This window comes from Paraglaciecola hydrolytica, from assembly GCF_001565895.1.
Classification (GTDB): Bacteria; Pseudomonadota; Gammaproteobacteria; order Enterobacterales; family Alteromonadaceae; genus Paraglaciecola; species Paraglaciecola hydrolytica.
This window is the reverse complement of record NZ_LSNE01000006.1, coordinates 12810-33410: the sequence shown is the minus strand read 5'-3', so window position 1 is coordinate 33410 and position 20601 is coordinate 12810. Positions and strand designations below refer to the sequence as shown.

15 protein-coding genes are annotated in these 20601 nt (G+C 42.9%); 1 reads left to right on the top strand and 14 read right to left on the bottom strand.

Going from position 1 to position 20601, the window contains the following annotated elements; genetic code table 11:
• Nucleotides 1–38 precede the first annotated feature (38 nt).
• From AX660_RS12205 to AX660_RS12175, 7 genes are all read right to left on the bottom strand, one after another.
• The gene (locus AX660_RS12205; RefSeq protein WP_068377256.1) at nt 39–344 is read right to left on the bottom strand and encodes a DUF1244 domain-containing protein; all 306 of its coding nucleotides are present in this window, start codon (nt 342–344) and stop codon (nt 39–41) included.
• Between the two features lie 22 nt (nt 345–366).
• Nucleotides 367–954, bottom strand: a complete 588-nt coding sequence (locus AX660_RS12200) for a glutathione S-transferase family protein (protein ID WP_068377253.1) — start codon at nt 952–954, stop codon at nt 367–369.
• A 243-nt stretch (nt 955–1197) separates the two neighbouring features.
• A complete protein-coding gene (locus AX660_RS12195) occupies nt 1198–2040 on the bottom strand; it encodes a hypothetical protein (RefSeq protein WP_068377246.1) in 843 nt (280 codons plus the stop codon).
• A gap of 216 nt (nt 2041–2256) precedes the next feature.
• Nucleotides 2257–3300, bottom strand: coding sequence for a serine hydrolase domain-containing protein (locus AX660_RS12190; RefSeq protein WP_082768911.1), 1044 nt, complete (start codon nt 3298–3300; stop codon nt 2257–2259).
• 323 nt (nt 3301–3623) lie between these two features.
• A complete protein-coding gene (locus AX660_RS12185; protein WP_106404078.1) occupies nt 3624–5843 on the bottom strand; it encodes a glycoside hydrolase in 2220 nt (739 codons plus the stop codon).
• A 72-nt stretch (nt 5844–5915) separates the two neighbouring features.
• Nucleotides 5916–6992, bottom strand: coding sequence for a DUF5924 family protein (locus AX660_RS12180; protein ID WP_082768886.1), 1077 nt, complete (start codon nt 6990–6992; stop codon nt 5916–5918).
• A gap of 199 nt (nt 6993–7191) precedes the next feature.
• The gene (locus AX660_RS12175) at nt 7192–7593 is read right to left on the bottom strand and encodes a hypothetical protein (RefSeq protein WP_068377237.1); all 402 of its coding nucleotides are present in this window, start codon (nt 7591–7593) and stop codon (nt 7192–7194) included.
• A gap of 608 nt (nt 7594–8201) precedes the next feature.
• Between AX660_RS12175 and AX660_RS12170 the strand changes: the two genes are divergently transcribed.
• Nucleotides 8202–10031, top strand: coding sequence for a hypothetical protein (locus AX660_RS12170; RefSeq protein ID WP_068377235.1), 1830 nt, complete (start codon nt 8202–8204; stop codon nt 10029–10031).
• A 207-nt stretch (nt 10032–10238) separates the two neighbouring features.
• Here AX660_RS12170 and AX660_RS12165 read toward each other — a convergent pair whose 3' ends face one another.
• From AX660_RS12165 to AX660_RS12135, 7 genes are all read right to left on the bottom strand, one after another.
• Entirely contained in the window at nt 10239–12956 is a 2718-nt protein-coding gene (locus AX660_RS12165; protein WP_068377225.1) for a M14 family zinc carboxypeptidase, read from the bottom strand.
• Nucleotides 12957–13185: 229 nt separating this feature from the next.
• Nucleotides 13186–14955, bottom strand: a complete 1770-nt coding sequence (locus AX660_RS12160; protein ID WP_068377222.1) for a cell envelope integrity protein TolA — start codon at nt 14953–14955, stop codon at nt 13186–13188.
• A gap of 96 nt (nt 14956–15051) precedes the next feature.
• Nucleotides 15052–15969, bottom strand: a complete 918-nt coding sequence (locus AX660_RS12155; protein ID WP_068377220.1) for a hypothetical protein — start codon at nt 15967–15969, stop codon at nt 15052–15054.
• Nucleotides 15966–16847 (bottom strand): hypothetical protein, encoded by an 882-nt coding sequence (locus AX660_RS12150; protein ID WP_068377216.1) that lies wholly within the window; start codon nt 16845–16847, stop codon nt 15966–15968. The genes AX660_RS12155 and AX660_RS12150 overlap by 4 nt, the downstream gene beginning before the upstream one ends.
• A gap of 240 nt (nt 16848–17087) precedes the next feature.
• Nucleotides 17088–18317, bottom strand: coding sequence for an ABC transporter permease (locus AX660_RS12145; RefSeq protein WP_068377213.1), 1230 nt, complete (start codon nt 18315–18317; stop codon nt 17088–17090).
• Nucleotides 18314–19033 (bottom strand): ABC transporter ATP-binding protein, encoded by a 720-nt coding sequence (locus AX660_RS12140; RefSeq protein ID WP_068377210.1) that lies wholly within the window; start codon nt 19031–19033, stop codon nt 18314–18316. Before AX660_RS12140 ends, AX660_RS12145 begins: the two co-directional genes overlap by 4 nt.
• Nucleotides 19033–20529 (bottom strand): efflux RND transporter periplasmic adaptor subunit, encoded by a 1497-nt coding sequence (locus tag AX660_RS12135; protein WP_068377207.1) that lies wholly within the window; start codon nt 20527–20529, stop codon nt 19033–19035. Before AX660_RS12135 ends, AX660_RS12140 begins: the two co-directional genes overlap by 1 nt.
• Nucleotides 20530–20601: the final 72 nt, after the last annotated feature.

Sequence of the window (20601 nt, the reverse complement as noted above, 5' to 3'; positions counted from 1 at the left end):
CTAAAAAGTAACAATTACTTTTTAGCGTTACCCTCATATTATTTTTGTTTTTTTTGCGCTTCTCTGGCGGCAAAAAGTGCCAGTTGTTCTTCTGTAGCAGGTTGTTGATATTGTTTTTTCCAATCCGCAAAAGGCATGCCGTAAATGGCCTCACGAGCTTGGTCATAGTCCATCTCAAGGCCTTGTTCTTGCACACCTGCCATATACCATTTAGCTAAGCAGTTACGGCAGAAATCGGCGAGATTCATCAGATCAATATTTTGCACATCTTTGTTTTCGTCGAGATGTTTCACTAGTTGTCTAAACGCCGCGGCTTGTGCTTCAGTTTGTTGCTGTTGGTTCATGGTATTTCCAATATTTTTAATATTAGGTTCTAGGATCAGTGGCGGTCACTTCAATACGCTGGGCGTTATCTTCATGAAAGGCCAATAAATCAGTCAAACCCTTTAAGTTGTGTAAACTGCGAAATTCAACCCAGTCAATCAAGCTAAACAAACTCATGGCGGGGTAATTCCAATTAACAAATTGTCCCTCTGCCACCAGCTCATTTAAATAGACTAAAACCCCATTAACTCGCTCTTTTTGTAATTTAAAAAATAACAAATCTTCATCGGCCTTAATACCTGATTGTGCCAAAATAAACATTTGCACTAACGAATCATTGGCCGCATCAATTATGGTCAGCTGATTTTCTTGCTGCCAGGTTAAGGCGGGATGTTTGAGTTTTTCGCTTAAATAGCGATAAATCACTCTTGAGTCGAATATGGTTTGTACTTCATCTGCTGTACTGTCTTCTAGCATAGGCACTTTGAGCGTGGGATTTTTTGCCATTAATTTTGCGCGATCTTGTTTTTCAAAGATTTTCCAATTCACAAAGTCATGTTGTGTATTGGCTAACCAGATACGCAAACGGCGAACGTAGGGAGAAGTGGTTGAACCATAAAGTGTGAGCATTATTAAGCCTTTTTTAAGTGAAATAAAAACCGTAAAACATCATAAACCAAATTAATCTGACGGTGCAAAAATGCTGCTATCCCCTTCCCTCTTGAAACTGCAAATTTATTGGCGGCTCTCACTCACCGTGATTTGTAACTTGCTTGGCACTTAGTGAACTCAGCTCGTGGGGCAATGTGCTTTTACCGCCTAGCTACCACTCTAATGGTAGGGGTATAAATTTGTGTTTGCTTGAGGGTAGTATTACTGAATACCAAATTCTTTTAACGATGCTATCCAAGTTTGCTGAGATTTAAGCTGCTCTAAAGCGTCTTTAAGATCTTGCCTACCGGCGGGTATCATGGCCTGTAACATAAAACTTTTCAGTGGCTCATTGGCAATATGTAGTTCGTTTTTTATCAGACTTAGTTCGTGATTATGTTGAAACAGATAATTTAAGGTTGATAGCTGCATCAAGCTCAAATCGGCTCTGCCCCTGTGGATACGCTGCAATAAGGTTAACTCATTGTCGCTATCGGCACGCAGCATCACGCCGCTGTCAAAAAACTGGTTTATCTCGGGAGGGTATACATGCCCACGTAAGCTCGCAAAAATTTTGCCCTGCATATTTTCTGCTGACCAAACATCAATAGGTTTTTGTTGTGCAGAAATCAGGTAATCATGATCCTGAAAAAAATCGACCCACAAATACCGACTCTCGGCATCGGCTCCCCATCCCCATTGGGGGGTTACCCACAAAACAATCCAGTTATCGTCACACTTTGTTTGTGAATTTGGACATTGAGCATCTATCCAAGGTTGCAGCTCATGGTTTAAACGCATTCTGGGCCGTATCTCGGGCTTAAATAAATATTCTGGCCAGTACAATAAATTTAATTGTTCAACTAATGTGACACTCAAACCTGCCTGTATTTGATCGCCGTTTTGTAAAACAAAGGGGGGCTGATTGTGGTAAACATAGACTTTGATATTTTGCCCAGCATGTGCAAGCAAAGAGTTTAGCAATAATACAACCAACGCCAATAGACCAAACAGGGTTATCGGCCATTGCAGAAATTTAACTGCATACAAATAAACTAGTTGCATAAGTTACTGTTCACAACATTGACTCATATGTTTATACCAATTTGTATTAATAAGGGAGTGTAGAATATTAACTCCCCATCAGAACATGTTTTATCGCAGAAGATATAGAGACAAACAAGTTGTAAAGTTAAAACCCTATCTCACATGCCAAAAAAGCACTACTTTGCATAGTGTAAGGCCTATCACTTTTACCTAGCGTATAGGAAGAATCAGCCCTTATTCAGACATCTCGATTTGCATAATTTGCTGTCCTTTTTTACCTAAGTAATGTAACAAAAGTGTTTCATAAACTTTGTAACCATCGTCTACGTTGGTAAAGATAAGCAAACCGTCTTTAGTTTTTGGAAAGATAAATACGATAGTTTGTACGCCTCTGTCTGCACCACCATGAGATAATGCATAGTCACCTTGCTCAAAGTCGTATATCTCAAAACCTAGGCCAAAATGTTTGCCCTTGGTGCTGGCGACCTGATGAGAGTTCATGTCTTTGTAGACCTCTGCCGACAATCCACCTCCATTTAACACACTAACCAAAAACCTGCCGTAATCTTCAATAGTGGTGAGTAAGTCATCAGCTGCATTGGCGCTTTGATGTTGGTGGGTTTCGTAGGCCTTGCCCTGATTATCATAACCTTGGATGACACGACTTGAATCGATAGACGAGTTAAACACAAACTGCGTGTCTGTCATTGCCAAGGGCACAAAGATGAGTTCATTGGCCAACTCATTTAAGGTTTTATCAAACTTATTTTCTAAGGCCTTCCTTAGATATTCCATGCCTTCGCCAGAATAATGATACTGCTCACCGGGGGAAAATTTAAAATCTAATTTGTTAGACTCATTCATATAACGCCAATTTGGAAAACCACTTTGATGACTTAATACATGGCGAGTAGTGAGTAGTTTGCTTCTTGAATCTTGGGCAACATCGGGATCTGTCCAATAGTTAAATAATGGCTCATTCAAATTCCACTTGCCGGCACTCACTAGTTTCAACGCCACCATGGCTGTTACTGGCTTGGCTAAAGAGGCAACGTTAAAAATAGTATTATAAGGGGCGCTTTTACCTGGTTCAAATTCACCAAACACTCTGATTTGTTGTAATTGACCTTGTTTGATTATGCCTAAGCCTAAAGTAGGAACATTGTTAGATTTTAACCAACGCTCAATGTCATCATCATGGTCGAATAAAGTATTTTCTTGAGCGAATGAAACGGAAGCGATAAGGCACATGCATGTAATAATTAGTGATCTGAACATTGAAATTTTAATGGTGACTCTCCTTTGAAACTTTGATGAAACCCACAAAATGGGTAAACCTTTATCTTGCTCACGCACTTCTTTCGCGTATGCTATAGCAATTTCCAAAAGCAATTCAAATGCCACAACTAAGCCACTGATTTTAATATAAAAACCACCTTCTAAAATAAGCCCTTAAGTAAACTACGCCAACAATTAGCCATATCAACCTATTAAATTACCATTTTGTTCACTTTTAAAGATCGAAGGTACCCACTCTATAAAAGTAAGGCGTATCAAAAACTCAAATTTTAGTGTGCTCTACCCCACCTATCACTTTTCAGTTAAGGCTCACTAAACCAAGTAAAAGGTGGTTTATTGACTAGTTCAACCAGTGCGCTCTGTGCTGCTAAGGTAGCATCACCAATTACAAATGCATGCTGACTAAAATTACCGGTAATTTTGCTCCCGTCACTGAAGTGGGTTTGCTGAACTTGTTTATCCTCGGTTAAATACAACAATTTAACTAAGGCTTTATCCCATAGTTGCTGGTGAGCAGGACTAAAACCTTGCTGGTAATGCTGTAGTGCTTTTATACGTTGCTGCATATCATCGCGGCTTAAATTCACCATTGGAGGGGTGTTGTATAACATGCCAATTAAATCCCGTTGGGCTTTTACATCGCTGAATTTCAGGTTATCCATGGTCCAGTGATGGCTATTAATCAACGAATCATGATAAACGCTTTGGTAAAGTGGCAGTCTATTTTCTGGCGCAAACAGCAGGTATTTATAGGGCGCTTTTACCTGCGCAGGGCGAAAGAAAAACTCCGGTTTATGATCTGGATACCAAGGGCCTAAATAATAGGGCGATTGGCGATTTTTACGCATATCCTGGTCACCCCAGCCAAAGCCAACCGTTTCCATGCCATGAGCAAACATAACTCCCTGTTGGGTGATCGCGTTACCATCTTCCGAGCCTAAAACACTGTGCTGTTTTTCAGCAATCCACTGCATACGCTGATTGTAATGTTCTGTCATTTGCTCGGCGCTACTGGGATTTTTGCTATTAAAATCATCGCGCACCATGCCGGTCGCATCCACATCAATAAAATAACTATTAAATTTACCTAAGCGTAAAATGTCACCAATACGTTTATATATAGTAGCGGTATGGCAATTGGGATTTAAATAGTGACCACTTTTTTGAAAACCCTTTTGCTTGCTGCCATCGGCTAGGATTACTGCGCATTGTTCTCGCATGTCATCGGGTAAACGTGCGCTTAGCCAAGTATCATTTAAACCTTTGGGGATAGCGGTATTGTAAGAATCGTAAGGGCCAATTAAATAACCAGCGTGTTTAGCGGCTTCAATGGCTTGCGGATTGGCAAAAGCCGACGTCCACTTATTCACCCCTAACCATAAATTGTTTAATCCTGCTTTTGTCAGTGCCTCAATCACCGGCACAGATACCCCTTGTCCACGGCGGTTTTGCGCCTGTAAAAATGGCCCAAGATGTTGCTCTAGCCAACGCTGTTGCTGTTGAATTGCCTGATATTGTTGCTCAATCACAGCCTGACTATTGGCATCGCCATAGGCTGGGTAAAGTTTATCCATGGCAAGATTAATAGCGCTTGTGAGTTGCCACTGCTGATAGCCAAAAGGCTTGGTATTGTGTTGATTGAGCTCAACTAATACCGTTGATGCCTCTTTATCAAAATACTGAGTCAAGGTTTTACCCTCTGGCTGAGTTAAATACGTAATCAGCCCACTCCAATCTTGAATGTCATCTTTATCCAACAAAGCATCACCAAAAAGATAAGTGTGTAGCGCACCGATTAGTTTTTTGCCTTGAGGGTTGGCGGCAAATTTTTCACTTAAGGGGATAAATTGTTTGTGATCTTGCAAATATTGGCGATAACGCCGCGCCCCACTGAGTTCATCTGTGCCAGTATGCAATATGACTTCATAGCTTTCCTTGGCTTTAAATTGGTGAGAGGCCGTTAACACTAGGCGCTGCTGAACTTGACTAAAAGCTAAGGTGTTATAATAAGGCGGAATTACCCAACTAAAAACCTTGTCACCCTGTTGTTGGCTCCAAAAGGGCATTTTCAAATCATAGGTGGTATTCACCTCACCAAAGCTATTGACCAAATAATCAAGCCACTGTGGATTGTTAATATCGATGCGCATGCCTTCCGAAAGTGGCATCAATAGAAATTGACTGCTAGCTGGCAAGCTATACCAATGTAAATTTCCGTCCTGTTCGTTAATTATGCGCAAATATAAGTCATTGTGCTGCACAGTGATGGTGATGTGACTGCCTGATGTCGGCCAATACCATTGCAACTCGTTTGATGAGTGCTTGAGATTTTCGACTGGCTGAACCGCAACCCCAGCATTGATCTCTACCAATTTATCGTCAAGCAACATACTAATTTGTAATGTGGCGGGATCAATCTGATATTGCTGATCCTCGAATTCTAGGGTAACTGCCCACACTTGGCATGTACTGGCAAATAGATAAAGCAGAACAACTATTTTCAATTTTGCGAATGACATCATGTTTGGTAATCCCCCTTGCACAATAATATGCAGAGTAAGACTGTTTATTGCAAGGTCGTTACCAACAGCCGATTAAGGATAAGTCGCTTGCTCGTTTAGCTCTGGCTCAGACGATGACTCAAGCTCTGGTTTAGATGCAGCCGCAGTAACAGTAAATCGAGTTAGACCAATTAGTTGCTCAGATTCAGTCACCACTTTTACTTGCCAGCGTCCTGTTGGATTGGGCGGAAAATTCATCTTATGTGTCCACGCGCGATAACCTTGCTCACTGCCACCTTTTATATCTAGCGTAATACGATCGACTTCTTTTCCATTAAGTAGCCACACATGAAAAATCTTCTCATTCAGTCCACGCGGGGCTTTTACCGCTGTCCAGCTGAAGAGACCTTGCCGTAACTGATTAACATCTAGTGTACCAATGCTTTTGCCTGGTTTTCGCTGCTGATAATCAACCTCTTGTGACAAGGTAATGCCGGTTAAACGCAATGCAGCCGGTGGTACATAACTGCGCAGTTGCCACAAGCCTGCACCAAGCCCACTTAGCAGCAGCACCAGTAAAGGAAAGCGCCACCAGTGGCCATTTGGCATTAAGGTACTCAAGCTAGGTATGCTAAGCAACACGGCGACGTAAAGCGCCGCTTCCAGGCTTTGACTGGTGGTCAAATTGAGTAAAATCGGTAGGATCACCAGCAATACGACAAACAGTGAAAAAGCATGAAACACCACAAATAAGGTGCGTCTTGGTGCTAGTTTTTTGTAATACAGTGGATCGATCAGCGACAACAATGCACAGATCATAATCAGTAGGGTAAACACAGCCTGGCCATGATCCCATGTGGTTACCGCCAGAAAAAACGGCAGTGCAAAAAACAAGCTTTCCTGATGCACTAACTGTAGGGCAAAACGCATTAGGTTGGGTGACAAGGCGAGGCCAAAGTGCCGTTCAATACGCTCCCGCAGCCAATTATCCATTAACAGCCACAGCCAACTAACTAATAACAATATGGCGATAAATTGCGCCAATGATTCCTTACGCTCGACCAAAATATAACTGGCTATGCCGGAGCTAAAGGCCAGAACGGCCAAGACCCCAGGATAACGCTGCATTAGGGTGATAAACTGCAGCAGCAGTCTTTTAAGCAAGGGCATTCTGGTTAGACTCCACGATAATACTGACAAAAAAGGCGGGTTAAGAACGGGATAATAAGCAGTAGTAAAAAATATTTTTGAGCAAACTACGTCTCAGCCGACGTAGAATAACAGACACTGACTTGAGCCACTATTGAGTTTTTGCTTCTCATAAAAAAGCCACGAACAGATGTCGTGGCTTTTGGCTATATCTTACACATTAACGCAAAGGTTCGGCATGAGCAGCAGCTCTAAAGATACTGTTCATCAATAACACGTTTAAACCATCTAAATAAGCACGGCTAGTGGGCTCTTGAGTAAAGGCGACGATCATGCCTTTGCCAGATGGTTGATGTATTAAAAAGGGTTTATAGGCCAATTGCTCTTTGTTTTCTTGCCATAAATAACCACTGGCTAAGACGTTTTTAGCATCTGCAAACCACGCTAAGTTACTACCCGACGAGAGTTGAATGGGCGAATAAATATCATTGCCCACCAACATGGCGATTAACGCGGGATTAACCCCTGCGGTAAGCCAATGTTCTTGGTCGACTTCCACGTTAGCTAATACTCCGGCCACATAGTCAGGACTTTCTTTGCCATCGATAGAGGCTCTGACCAACTCGGCCTTATCTTTAAATAACTGCCCAGCAACTCTTGGTTCTTTTTGACTATCACTGTCTTTAGCCGCTTTTTCATCTTTGTAAGCCAGCTCACGTTGTACGGCGAGTAAGTCATTATCAGCCGCAAAACGCGTGGCACTACCAATTGTCAGTAATACCCCACCTTGTTTTACCCACTCTTTAATATTGCTGATGCCTGCACTGCCTAAGACCCGACATACTCTCCTTTGCAGCGACGACGAAACTCACGACATGTGACGTTTTCCTTTGGCTTGCCCTCATCTTGTACTCTTTGACTAAAAGCAATTCCAATGCCGCAACTAAGTCATCGTTTTAACTGTGGATTTTGATTTTTGAATTATTCGGTTGAACAAGAGTGACTAATTGTTAGCTTGTTAAACCTAATAATTAATCCACTATTAATAAAATTCATCGAAGATAGACGTATAAAAATCAGCGACAAATACCACCTTAATGACGTTTCCCAAAACATTTAGCTAAAATAACAAAATTTAATTTACCTAGACCCGTACACTCAATCCTAAGTTGCTTAAAAAATGTAATAAATTTAACCTACCCAAAAATAAAAAGTTTGTGAGGAATACAAATGAATTGGTTGAAGTTATTTACATTATTAATAATGTTCGCACCATTTGCGTATGCTGGCGGAAAGGATCAAGTACAAGAGTTGCTCGATGGCTTAAAAGACTCATATCCTTTAACGTATCAATATTACAGTAAGGATAAATCTGTTGTATTCGATACCGACAAAGGGATGATGAATGCCTTATGGTACATCGCTAATATTGAGTCTGGCGGATATTTACCTTACTCAGCATATCTCCCTTTACAACAAAGCATAGCAAACGTTCTTAAAGACCTTATAGGAGTCACTTGTCAAAATTGTGAGAGTGCTGAAGATTATGAGGCTTTTAGCTTACCATATATTCGTTTAATAATTCATGGTAAAGAAAAAGGTCTTGAGCATCTTTCACTTACTATGAGTCAACGCAGTCTAATAAGTAAAAAAATCAATCAACTAGAAGCTGCGTATAAAATAAAAAGAGAGAAGTTTAATAAAGAACAGCTAAAACTTTGGGTTACTCAGAACACTAAACGAATCAAGTTTTTAAACTTATTTGATGTCCGTTATAAAGTTAACGAACAACGTAATATGCTTAAACCTGAGTATCTTGACGATGTTTACGCCCAATATGCCCAAGAGGTTTTCCCTAATGCTTTTATTAGCGGTAGCAACTGTTATTGTGAAAAATTTATTCAACAATTAGGCAAATACGGTATCGGACAAAATGGCACTAATGACATGACATTACAAGCGATGGATATCCTTTTAACTAACCTCACAAAAAGTGCTGTAAAAGAAGAAGTTACACGGACCAACTGTGAAAATCTGCCCTATGGGCAAGAAAATTCATTTGTATTTCAACCCTACGTTGACCGAGAGAATTTGTTGGAACCATTTTGGGCAGGACAAAATAAACGGGAGTTCGCTTTACGTAAATATGCTGGGTTTTCGACAACCACCCCCAAAGAACTTATATATAAAGAAAGTAAAAATCAATTAAATAGCATGACTTATAGTCGGATTGAAATTGATCACATGATCCCCACTGAAAGTGGTTACAACAGTTCGCAGTTTATGCGTTGTAGTACCAATTTAAATGATCCCAAGTGCTGGGTAGATGTTGCGGTAGTCGATCCCCAAGCAAGAATAATAATGACAGCCAGAGCGACGGTTGAACCTGATAATTTAAAAGATGTTGCGATTAAGAAGCCACCATTCACTAGGTCTCTGCCGTCTCAGAACGGTCTGACTTGTAATAAAACACCAGAATATTGGGCAAGTACTAGAAATTTCGGTTACTTAATGGGTTTTACTGATTACTACTATGCTGAATTTAATCCGCAGCTAAAAGTAATTATGCTTCAAGTACATTCTTTTGAATACGATGAACAAGACAAGGTCAGTCTAGTTAAATTTGATAGTGAAACCAAAGATGAACTTCCCAGCCAATTATATTTATCTAATTTGGAATCATTCCTGAGTAACAAAAAAGATTTTATGATTACTGCAATGATAAAAAATAATCAGCTTTCTGGTAATGCTGTCGTAAAATTTGACCGATATGCCAAGTTGATGAAATCTAGGTTAAAACTTCTAGAATATTTTGAAGATAAATTTTTCCCAAGACAAATTTGGAACATGGTTGGTGGAAAGTGCCGAGGCTCAATACAAGACTTTATGGAATGTATGCCTTACGTTATTGAACAAGTTGATATGAACTGGGCCGATAATCAACTACACGAAAAAATGACCCTTTATATGAAACATAAAAAATCCGGTGAAAGAAAAACCGAGTCTGTTTATTTTGATAAAGATGTAATGAATTTGTCTGGTTGGAATTACATACCTTAAAAATTGCTAGCTAAGGAATTTAAACCTGAGATTGATATAATTTATGGTATTTCTTAATTATTTTAGTGCCCACTTTTATTCAATAATTTTCTATGTTGTTTGTGATTTTAGGTAATTAATAGTTTCTAAATATAGTCATGAATTTAACAATTTTTGCCCATAAACAAGCCACGGTACATGCCGTGGCTTTTGACTCATGCTTAACTTTTAGCGCAATGGTTCAGCGTGCGCGGCAGCTCTGAAAATGCTGTTCATTAATAACACATTTAAACCATCCAGATAAGCGCGACTGGTTGGCTCTTGAGTAAAGGCCACTATCATACCTCTGCCCATAGGTTGATGAATTAAAAAGGGTTTATACGCTAATTGCTGTTTATTTTCTTGCCATAAATAGCCGCTGGCCAATACGTTTTTAGCATCCGCAAACCAAGCAAGGTTTTTACCTGAAGACAATTTAATCGGTGTATAAATATCGTTACCCGACACCATAGCCACTAGGTTAGGGTTAACGCCGGCCGTTAACCAATGCTCTTGGTCGACTTCCACGTTAGCTAATACACCTGCAACGTAGTCTGGGCTTTCTTTGGCATCAATAGAGGCTTTTACCAGTGCGGTTTTATCCTTAAATAATTGCCCTGCGACTTTTGACTCTTTTTTATCACTTTCTTTTGTGGCTTTTTCATCTTTGTAAGCAAGTTCACGTTGCACCGCCAACAAATCAGCATCTGCCGCAAAACGTGTAGCACTGCCTAGAGTTAGCAACACTCCACCTTTTTTAATCCATTCTTTAATATTGCTAATACCGCTGGAGCCTAAGGCATCGGCATAGTTACCAGCCGGTAAAATCAACACTTGATAAGCACTTAAATCAGAGCGAGCTAAACGGTCAGAACGTATCGCAGTAACGGGATAGTTAAACTGGCGTTCAATCACAAAACGAGTGCTGCCTGCACTCAGTGAACTTACTGGCTCATCCCAAGCCAAGGCGATTTTAGGCGCTAGCATATGGGCGGTATGCTCGCTGCCAAAACTGGGGCCATCGGTAACCCACGAGCTATCCACGCCGACTACCTGAGCACCACTTTGTTGGGCTAGTTTTTGCACCACAGCGGCCAGATCTGCGCCATTAGCTTTGGTTTCGATGACTAAGGTACCTGCTGGAAAAGAGGTTTTTTTCTCAAGCACAAAAGCTTGATCCGCGCTTTTAATACTGAGTCCCGCTCGCAAAGCCGCGCTTAAAAAACGTCCTGCGGCCATGTCGCCCCATGGCACTAAATAAGCGACTTTGGCTTGTGGGTTAGTTACGGAGCCTACTAACGGACTGTCTGCTTTAACATTAAGGCTATCAACATCTATTTCTTTACCACAGCTATCGGTATCCACATTAAACATTAAAGGTAGCGACCAACCCGTGATGTCGTATATTTGATCACTCAAGTTGCGTGCCCGTAAACGCTCTTGCTCTTTAAGAAAAGCGGCCGACATATCGACTTGTTGAGTAAAAGTGGTTTTTACAAATTTACCGCGCGGCTGGGCGGTATCAATAAAATAAGCACCTGCCTGATAGCTCACACCACAGGCCTTAAAGTCTTTTTCAGCCTGTTTAACCTCAGCACCATGTTGTGCCATTAAGGTGGCTAATCGATGAGTCGCGGCTTTATCACGAGTATTAGGCAGGATGAAAACTCGCTCATTTTTATCGTTTTTACCCGAGATGATCGCATCTTCTTGATAACGATAAAAATCGTGCAGGATTTTTTCACGGTTGTCGGCAGCGCCTTCAGCTGTGGCAATTGAAGCGACAAAATGGCGTTTTACAGTATCTTTGTATTGCAGCATTTTACCTGTTTTGGTGCGATAAACTTCACCTCGGCTAGAGGCCACTTCATAAGTCGAAGCCGATGCGCCGTAAAATGTCGGCCAACTGTCACCATAACCCGGATAAAAAGCATCAAACACTTCACGAGTAAAATAGTCGAAACCAAAAGCATCAAAATTTTTGCCAATATTTTTACCAATTAGCCCAGTATTTTCAATCTGTGCTTTGTTCATAAAAGGGTTGATAGGCTCAGCCGCTGGCGAGAAAAAGTAACTTTCGTCACCGCCCATTTCATGTAAATCAATCACCACAGTGGGTTTAAAGTGATTTAAGACTTTGATTCTGCCGGCTGTTTCGGGCTGAGTAATCGCCAACCAATCGCGGTTCATATCAAACAAATAATGGTTACTACGGCCATTGGGCCAGGGTTCATTTTGTTCAGCACTTAAACGGTCACCACTATGCTCTAATCCCACAGAGGCATAATAACGACTGGTAAAACGCGTACGACCATCAGGATTTTGCAGAGGGTCGATAAACACGAGTGTATTAGCGAGAATTTTTTTGTTGGTTGGCTCATTGGGCGCCGCGAGTAAATGATAGGCTGTCATCATGGCTGCATCGGTGCTGCTAATTTCGTTACCGTGCACGCCATGCTCTAACCATACAGATACCGGCAAATCGTTGATGATTTGTTTAGCGGCTTTTTCGTTAGTTTGGCGAGGATCGGATAGCTTTTGCATATTGACAGCAAAGTCATCTAAATGAGCAATTCTGTCAGGGGTGCCTATGGCCACATAAATCAGTTTGCGACCTTCCCAAGAGCGGGCATACTCAAAGACTTTAATACGATCGGGAGCGGCACGTTCAAGGGCCTCAAAAAAACTTAACATGTCACCATGATTGGTGATGCGCTCTCCCACTGCATACCCTAATACTTGAGCATGGGTCGGAATTGCTGAATCATACGTGGCACCCGGCCACATATCATAGCTATCACTTTTTTGGATATTAGTTTGGGCGACCGTTTGGGCATTTACTGGTGCCAAGGTGGCAACAGCCAGCAAACTTGCAAAGCCTAACAGGGCTGACTTAACTTTAAACATGCATGGTTTCCAATTATCAGATTAAATGTCGTGACATAAAAGCCTGATACTATCAGTGACTCGCGGCATTTTTCAAAGTTAATTCATCGCAGTTATAGAGCAGTTGAGCTTACTCACCTATCAACACCCGGAGTGCTTGTTAGTCGACGCTTCCCCACTCCAGTCTTTCCTGCATTTTTACTAGCGTCTAGTGACTAGTCTCTAGCAAGTGCTGTTTTAGCTCAGTGCATCAATACGCAAAACAAAAATCCGAACCATCACCCATGTCATAACAAATTTTGGTACCTGGGGCCAAATTAGGTTTGTTTTTTTGACTCCAGTGGTTTTGCATCAGTTTCATGCGCTCTTCAAACTCTTCGGCGCCTGTCTTAGGTCGGTACTTATTTTTAGCCATTAACTCTGCTTTTCGTTGTGCCTCTTTGGCAAAATGAGCTTGGAGTTCGGCCTGACGGCGGGCTCGTTCGGCCTCGTAAAATGCCTGCTGTTCGGCCTGTGCTTTGCGAGAAGCAGCTACTCGTGCAGCATAGGCTCGGTCGTGAGCGACTCTAGCTCTACCGATGGCTTCGAATGCCTCAGTTGATGACGTGAAGGTTTTTTCTGGATCCTTGTCATCCGTAGTCGCCACCAGACTCATTCCGTGCTCTGAAGAGCTCCAAACTTGACTCCATACCGTAGGCAAAGCACGTTCAACAGGTGTTACACCATCTTCTTGGTATTGATCAAAAGGCCTTAAGATAGTAGCGAAAGAGCCATCCGCAACCCTACGGTAACCAAAACCTGAGAACATTTTTAGTTTGTTCTCCGCCGAAAGCACACCGTAAGCGCTGCGGATGCCTTGCGAATCAAAATCTGAACCATAGTCAGTCTTAAAACCGTAACCCGTTGGCAGGGCGTAAACCAGCACCCATTTTGAGTAATAGTTATGTGCTGTAGAGACACTGCCTACCTTGCCTTGTTTATGAAACAAACGCGCCATACCGATAAAATTATCGGGGGCAGGGATTTTTTCACCGTTGCCATCTACAGGATGGTAGAGCCTGTCATCCTTCAGATCAGTGAGCACGGGAAGCTGGCCGACAATACTTACTAAGCCAGTATTAATCGATTCTTTATCATTTATTAATATGCTACGAGGTTCTACCGGCGGTCTGTAACCAATCACCGAACCATCAGATGCAAACCACAGCGAAGCCGGTTCGCCGGTTTCAGGGTGAAGGGCAGAAACAGTAAAGGTTTTAGTGTCACTGTTGACGTAGAAACTCAGCTCAAAAGAATCATAATTATCTTTGCGTTTGTGTATAAGGATATTGTCAAACACCGCACGTTCGTTGCCATAGCCATCAAATTGACGGACGGTAAGGGTACCGCGGGCTTCATTAATCTGGACCCTTTCGAAAACGTGCGCTGGCATGCCGCTATAATAGCCGCCAATATAATAAAAACTGTTTGGCACCATGCCTGGTCGCTCAGGTTTGGTCAACTTACCGTCAAGATTAACAAAGTAAAACTTGTTGGTTTCGGTGCGGTAGGGGTTATTTTTACCATAGAATCGGGTGGATTCATTGGCTGTTGCCAGAGCCACCTTGTCTGATACTGGCAAAATATAAGAATAAATGGCCGGCTCGATGATCTTAGCCTCATCTTTCAACATTAGTCCGCGATAAAATCTCGCCGCAAGGGTCTTTTTGGTATAGGAATCATCTTTTGGATATAGAGGCTCGCCTAACATGCTGGCCGTTTTCGAAATAGTTGAATATGAAAGGGTATTGTCGTCGATAATCGACACATAAGTAGTGCCCGAACCGTCGGCTTTATTAACCAAATAATTCTGATCAGTGCGTTGGCAAGCCTTACTACGCTTAATCGGTATACATTGACCTGGTTCTGCATGAGGAATGAATTGCGGGGCAAAAGGGCCATCGGCATGGGCAGCTCCGCCCGATAAAATACCAATAGCTAAAACGGGTATCGCGCGGGTTAATGCACTTAATATTTTCATTGGGTATCCCTCACCAAAAATAGAAGCTCAAAATAGTAACGATAATAAAGTAAGACACAAGCAAATCTATAGAGTTACAGTCCAAAAGCCATGCAATTAGCTGTCTGAATCCGTCGCTCTCCAAGGGGCAGTAAGACCACGCCAGAAGGTCACCAGCCCAGAAAACAAAAAGAGCGGCAGGAATAATGTAGCCATAAACGTCGCCCAATAATTCAACAAGCTAGCCTGATAAATTTGCTCATCTGGGCCACGTTTGACCTGCACCTTTTCACCTATTGGAAATTCTTGACTCAGGTCATTTATCTCAGCCAGCGTCATGCTAAATACGCCCGCTAGTTTTACTGAATCTCCGTTGTCACGGATAAGGGTAACGCTAGGTTGTACATACGTTTTGTCGTCAGCGTCTAGCGGAATATCGGCATCGAAGCCCTTAACAGTAACGGTTTCATGGGGCCAGAAGATTGACGTCGCTGGCGGGCTATCTAATATCCAAAACGCATAAGTAACCAAGGTGGGCAATGTTAGCATTCCAAGGCCGACCAGCATATACGCCACCTTTATGCTGCCAATTGCGCCAAAGATAAAAGGGGCAAGCCACGCATTTATCATGACCAACAAGCCTATTGCTAAAAGGCTTAGTCCAAATGGGACCAAATAATCGCCACCTGCTGGATCATCCCCCCAAAATGCCTCTTGTAATTTTGTGCTGACTTTAAAGTATTCGCTGCGCCCGATTGGCCACAAAGACTCTATTAATTTAGCGTCGTCTTGCTGTGAGGTAATAAGTCGCACGGGCTCGCTTACACCAAGTACTTGCACCATGGGATAAGTCCAGACATTAGCCGAGTCGTCGATTAATGGTGTGCTGCTATAAGCAATAATCTCTCCTTGTACTGCGGGCCAAAACAGCGAAGCAGCAGGCGGCATGCCGATGTACCACCCCGTATATAAAGCAACACAGATGACTGGCGTTACCACTAAACTGAACAGGCCACGTAGCAGATATTTGATCATGATCTTTGTCTCTTACTAGGCCATGCTATACGCAAGCATAACAAGCCGATGATTAAAAAAATGGGGAGCAGTAGGGTAAAAATGACAGTGAGAATTTGTTGAATATTCCAACGTGCTTCAAACGGTATGCCTGCCGGCGATATATTAACTTCCATTATTGTTCCCACACCGCCACGGGCTAAGACCTGCTCAGCGTCATTTCTAAAACCGCCCAGATATCCTGCCACTTCGAATTGTTCGATGAAATGCTCTCGTTTGACTTTAATAATAGGGGTATGGCGGATTGTGCCGTTTCCGATGCGTTTGGATATGATTTCTTGGCTCACAATTTGGGCCATCTCAGTAGGCCAAAAAAAGTGGGCAGTAGGAGGCGGATTACCAATTTGCCAACGAACTCCCATAACGACCAAAGGAAGGCTTATAAAAATTAAACCAAATGCCCCACAGGCCAAGGATATGGTATCTAATGCAATAAAATAAGATGCGAGAGTGAGCCCCATTACGACGAATGCGATAACTAACACAGTTATTGGCGCAATGTAGCTGCGGCGTGGGTCGTCAACGGCAAAGGCGGCTGTACTGAGGGGATTGAGTTTGACGCTGACTAGCTTGCCCAGCGGCCAAGCGATTTTTAGTTCATCCATGGTGGGCACATCTGGCAGATTCATGCGCAGGGTTTGACCAGAGCTTGCCACTTTCACCAGCGGCACATTAAACGGAAAAAGACCATAGCCGGTTTCAGCCTCATAAGTCTCATGACCAACAACAACGGCATCCGCGGTATCCCACAAAAGCGATAAAGCCGGTGGGCTGCCAATAAACCATACCACCACAGTGATAATAAACGGGGCAAATAAACCAAACACAATACGTGGCACAGCATCTCCTATGAGATCAAACTACACGAGCGAAATTTGTCCACATTATGCTGCTGTTTACCGAGTTTTCGCAAAACAAACATGTCTTTTTTTGGCATCACTGTTGTGATGTTTTGAGAGGATGAAACTAGCAAAGCCAAGATACAAGTGATTAACCAAAGAGATGTATGAACTCCCTCGCCCGAGGGGGATTTACATCTCTGTAGTGAAAATGCTTTTTTCTTTTTACTGCTTATGAGTTTACTCGTACCTCAGTGCATCAATCGGCTCTAAACGTGAGGCCTTTAGTGCGGGGTAATATCCAAAAAATATGCCGATCAGGGCCGAGAAACCAATGCTCAGTAGTACCACATCAGTATTGATTACACCGCCTGCGCCTATGCCGTAGTTGTTACCTAAGTAGACAAAGCCGTATGCGATTAATACGCCTATAGCCCCACCCAAACCACAAAGTACGATGGATTCGATTAAAAACTGGCGCAGGATGTCAGCAGGTTTAGCGCCCACCGCCATGCGCAAACCTATCTCACGGGTACGTTCGGTTACCGAGACCAACATAATGTTCATAATGCCGATGCCGCCCACCACTAAACTTACTGAAGCAACCCACGCTAATAAAGTATTAAATACCTGCATGGTCTCGGCGCGGGTGGCGATCATTTCAGAGACATTACGAATGCGGAACAAATCATCACTGCCAACCGGTATGCGCATGCGTTGACGTAACAACAAGGTCATTTCTTCTTCGATATAATCCATATCTTCGCCATCATAGGCGCTGACCTGAATAAATCGCACCGATTTGGGATTCGTTGAATCTATGCCGGTGATTTTATTACGTACGGTTTTAATCGGCATCAAAATCACGTCGTCTTGATCTTCACCGCGGGCATCCTGACCTTTTTCACTTAATACACCCACCACAGTGACATTGAAGTTTTTAACCCTCACGGTTTGACCAATTGGCTCACTGGCACCAAACAATTCTGTTTTAATACGCTCGCCAATAATAGCGACTTTGGCACCACTATTGATTTCTTGAGTGCTAAACTCACGGCCACTATTGATGTCCCAATCACGCACCACAAAATAACGATTATCGATACCTACGATTTCGGTTGACCAATTAAGGTTGCCATAGACCACTTGGCCATTGGCCGATAAATAAGGCGCTGCGGCTTCAACACCACTTACTTGTTTTTCAATTAAGTTGGCGTCATCTTCGTTAATTTTTACCACCGACGAGGCACGAGCCCCACCACTGGAACGAAATGAGCCCGTGACAAAAAAGACGTTGCCACCCAAGGACTTAATTTGTTCATCCACTTGTTGCTGAGCGCCGGCGCCCATGGCCACCATGATGATCACTGCTGACACGCCAATAATAATGCCAAGCATGGTTAAAAAGCTGCGTAATAAGTTGACTCTCAGAGCTGTGATCGCGGTTCTAAGCAGAATAAATATTTTCATAGTTGCATCTGACTCGCTAATTTGGGCGAAGGGTTCACTTCATCTGCCACCAATTCACCATCACGAAAAATCAACTTACGGCTGGCAAACTGCGCAATATCCGGTTCATGGGTAACCAAAATAATGGTTTTACCTTGCTGGTTTAGCTCTTGAAACAAGGTCATAACTTCAAGGCCCGTTTGGGTATCTAAGGCACCAGTGGGTTCATCGGCTAAGATCATCACCGGCTCGTTAACCAAAGCACGGGCAATGGCCACCCTTTGTTGCTGACCACCAGACAACTGCGAAGGATGGTGATCCATACGGCTGCCCAAACCCACTTTTTGCAAACAGGAAGACGCTCTGGCGGGCCATTCTGACTCTGGCACTTGGCTGTAAAGTAGTGGCAAAGTGACATTGTCCAAAGCCGTGGTACGCGGTAACAAATTAAACTGCTGGAAAACAAAACCAATACGTTGATTGCGAATAGTCGCCAGCTCATTTTTACTGAGCTTAGATAGCTCAACGCCATCCAAGGAAATACTACCTTCGCTGGCGATATCCAAACAGCCGAGTAGGTTCATCATGGTAGATTTACCTGAACCAGAGGAGCCCATAATGGCGACAAATTCACCTTGTTGAATGTCAAGATCCACGCCCTTGAGCGCCCAAACCTGTTCTTCGCCCATTTGATAGACTTTTTTAGCCTGGCGGACTTTGATTAATGCCTGCGACACTAGCCACCGACCTTTTGTGCACGCACAATGACTTGGTCGCCATCTTTAAGATCGGGGGTGACAATCTCGGTATATTCCAGATCACTAATGCCCGTCCGAATATTGAGTTTTTGCGGCTCACCATCACGTAATACCCACACGCTGCCACGCTGATATTGCACTTCGTCGCCTTCGCTGGCCTGGGGTTTACGTCGTTGTTGTTGATTAAGGCCTTTATACTTTTCCATTTGCTCTGGGCTTAAAAACGACGACAGTTCAATTTCCATCTGACTACGTAATTTTTTCATTGCATCGCCTCCTGATGAAGAACCGCCCTGAGGTGGACCACCTGCCATACTTGGCCCAGCATTACGCATCTCCTGCATCGCTTTACGCATGTTGTTCATGGCATCGGCCATTTGGCTTTGTTGTTTGTCATTTAAGCCTAACTGCTCAGCCATTTGTTTAGCTCGTTCTGAGCCATCATTACCCTGACTCGCAGAGCCTGTGGTTTGATTATCCAAGCTAAATCGTAAGGCTGAATTTGCCACCCTTAATACCTTGTCACGCTGACCAAGAATAATATCAATATTGGCTGTCATTCCTGGCAGCAGGATTAAGTCACGGTTTTCTAAACTGATAATCACTTTATAGGTCACCACATTACTGGTCACCGTGGCGGATTTTCTGACTTGGGATACCACACCACTAAACTTGCGCTCAGGAAAAGCATCAACGGTAAACCTAACATCCTGACCTTGTTTAATCCGACCAATATCAGCCTCATCCACGGCGGCTTCAATCTGCATTTTGACTAAGTCTTGGGCGATAGAAAACAATGTGGGTGCCGACAAACTGGCCGACACCGCCTGGCCTTTATCTACCTGGCGATCGATAACCACGCCATCGACCGGTGAGCGAATAAAAGTGCGATCCACGTCTAATTTGGCCTGTTCTAGGCTAGATTGGGACTGCAATACTCGTGACTCACCTACCAAAATCGCAGCCTTGGCGGTATCAATGGCTATTTTGCTTAATTCATATTTAGTTTCACTGATATCCAACTCGGATTCGCTGAGTAAGTTTTTGCTACGCAACTCACGGGTACGTTTAAATTCACGTTGAGCGAGGGATTCTTCGGCTTGCGCTTTAATTAACGCCGCTTGTAACTGGGACAATGAAGCCTTAGATGAGGCTAAATCGGCTTCACTCTGGCGTAATTTTGACTGGACAGTACGATCATCAATACGGGCGATCACCTGACCACTGGTGACAACGTCATTAAAATCCACATTCAATTGAGAAATTAAGCCGGATAGTTCAGAGCCCACATCCACAGTGAGCACGGGGGATATAGAGCCGGACGAATTCACCATACTTTCAATTTTGCCCAGCGATACCCCTTGGGTGTGATACTTTATTTGTTCAGTGTTGGCCGCTGGTTTAAATAACCACCAAGTCCCCAGGGCAATCACCAGTAATACAAGAATGATTTTGCTAAAAGATAGATTTTTCATAAGTGGCTTAATATCTGTGAGATCTGTTTAAGAATGTGATGCAGAATTAAAGCATGAAAACGATAAAAAAAC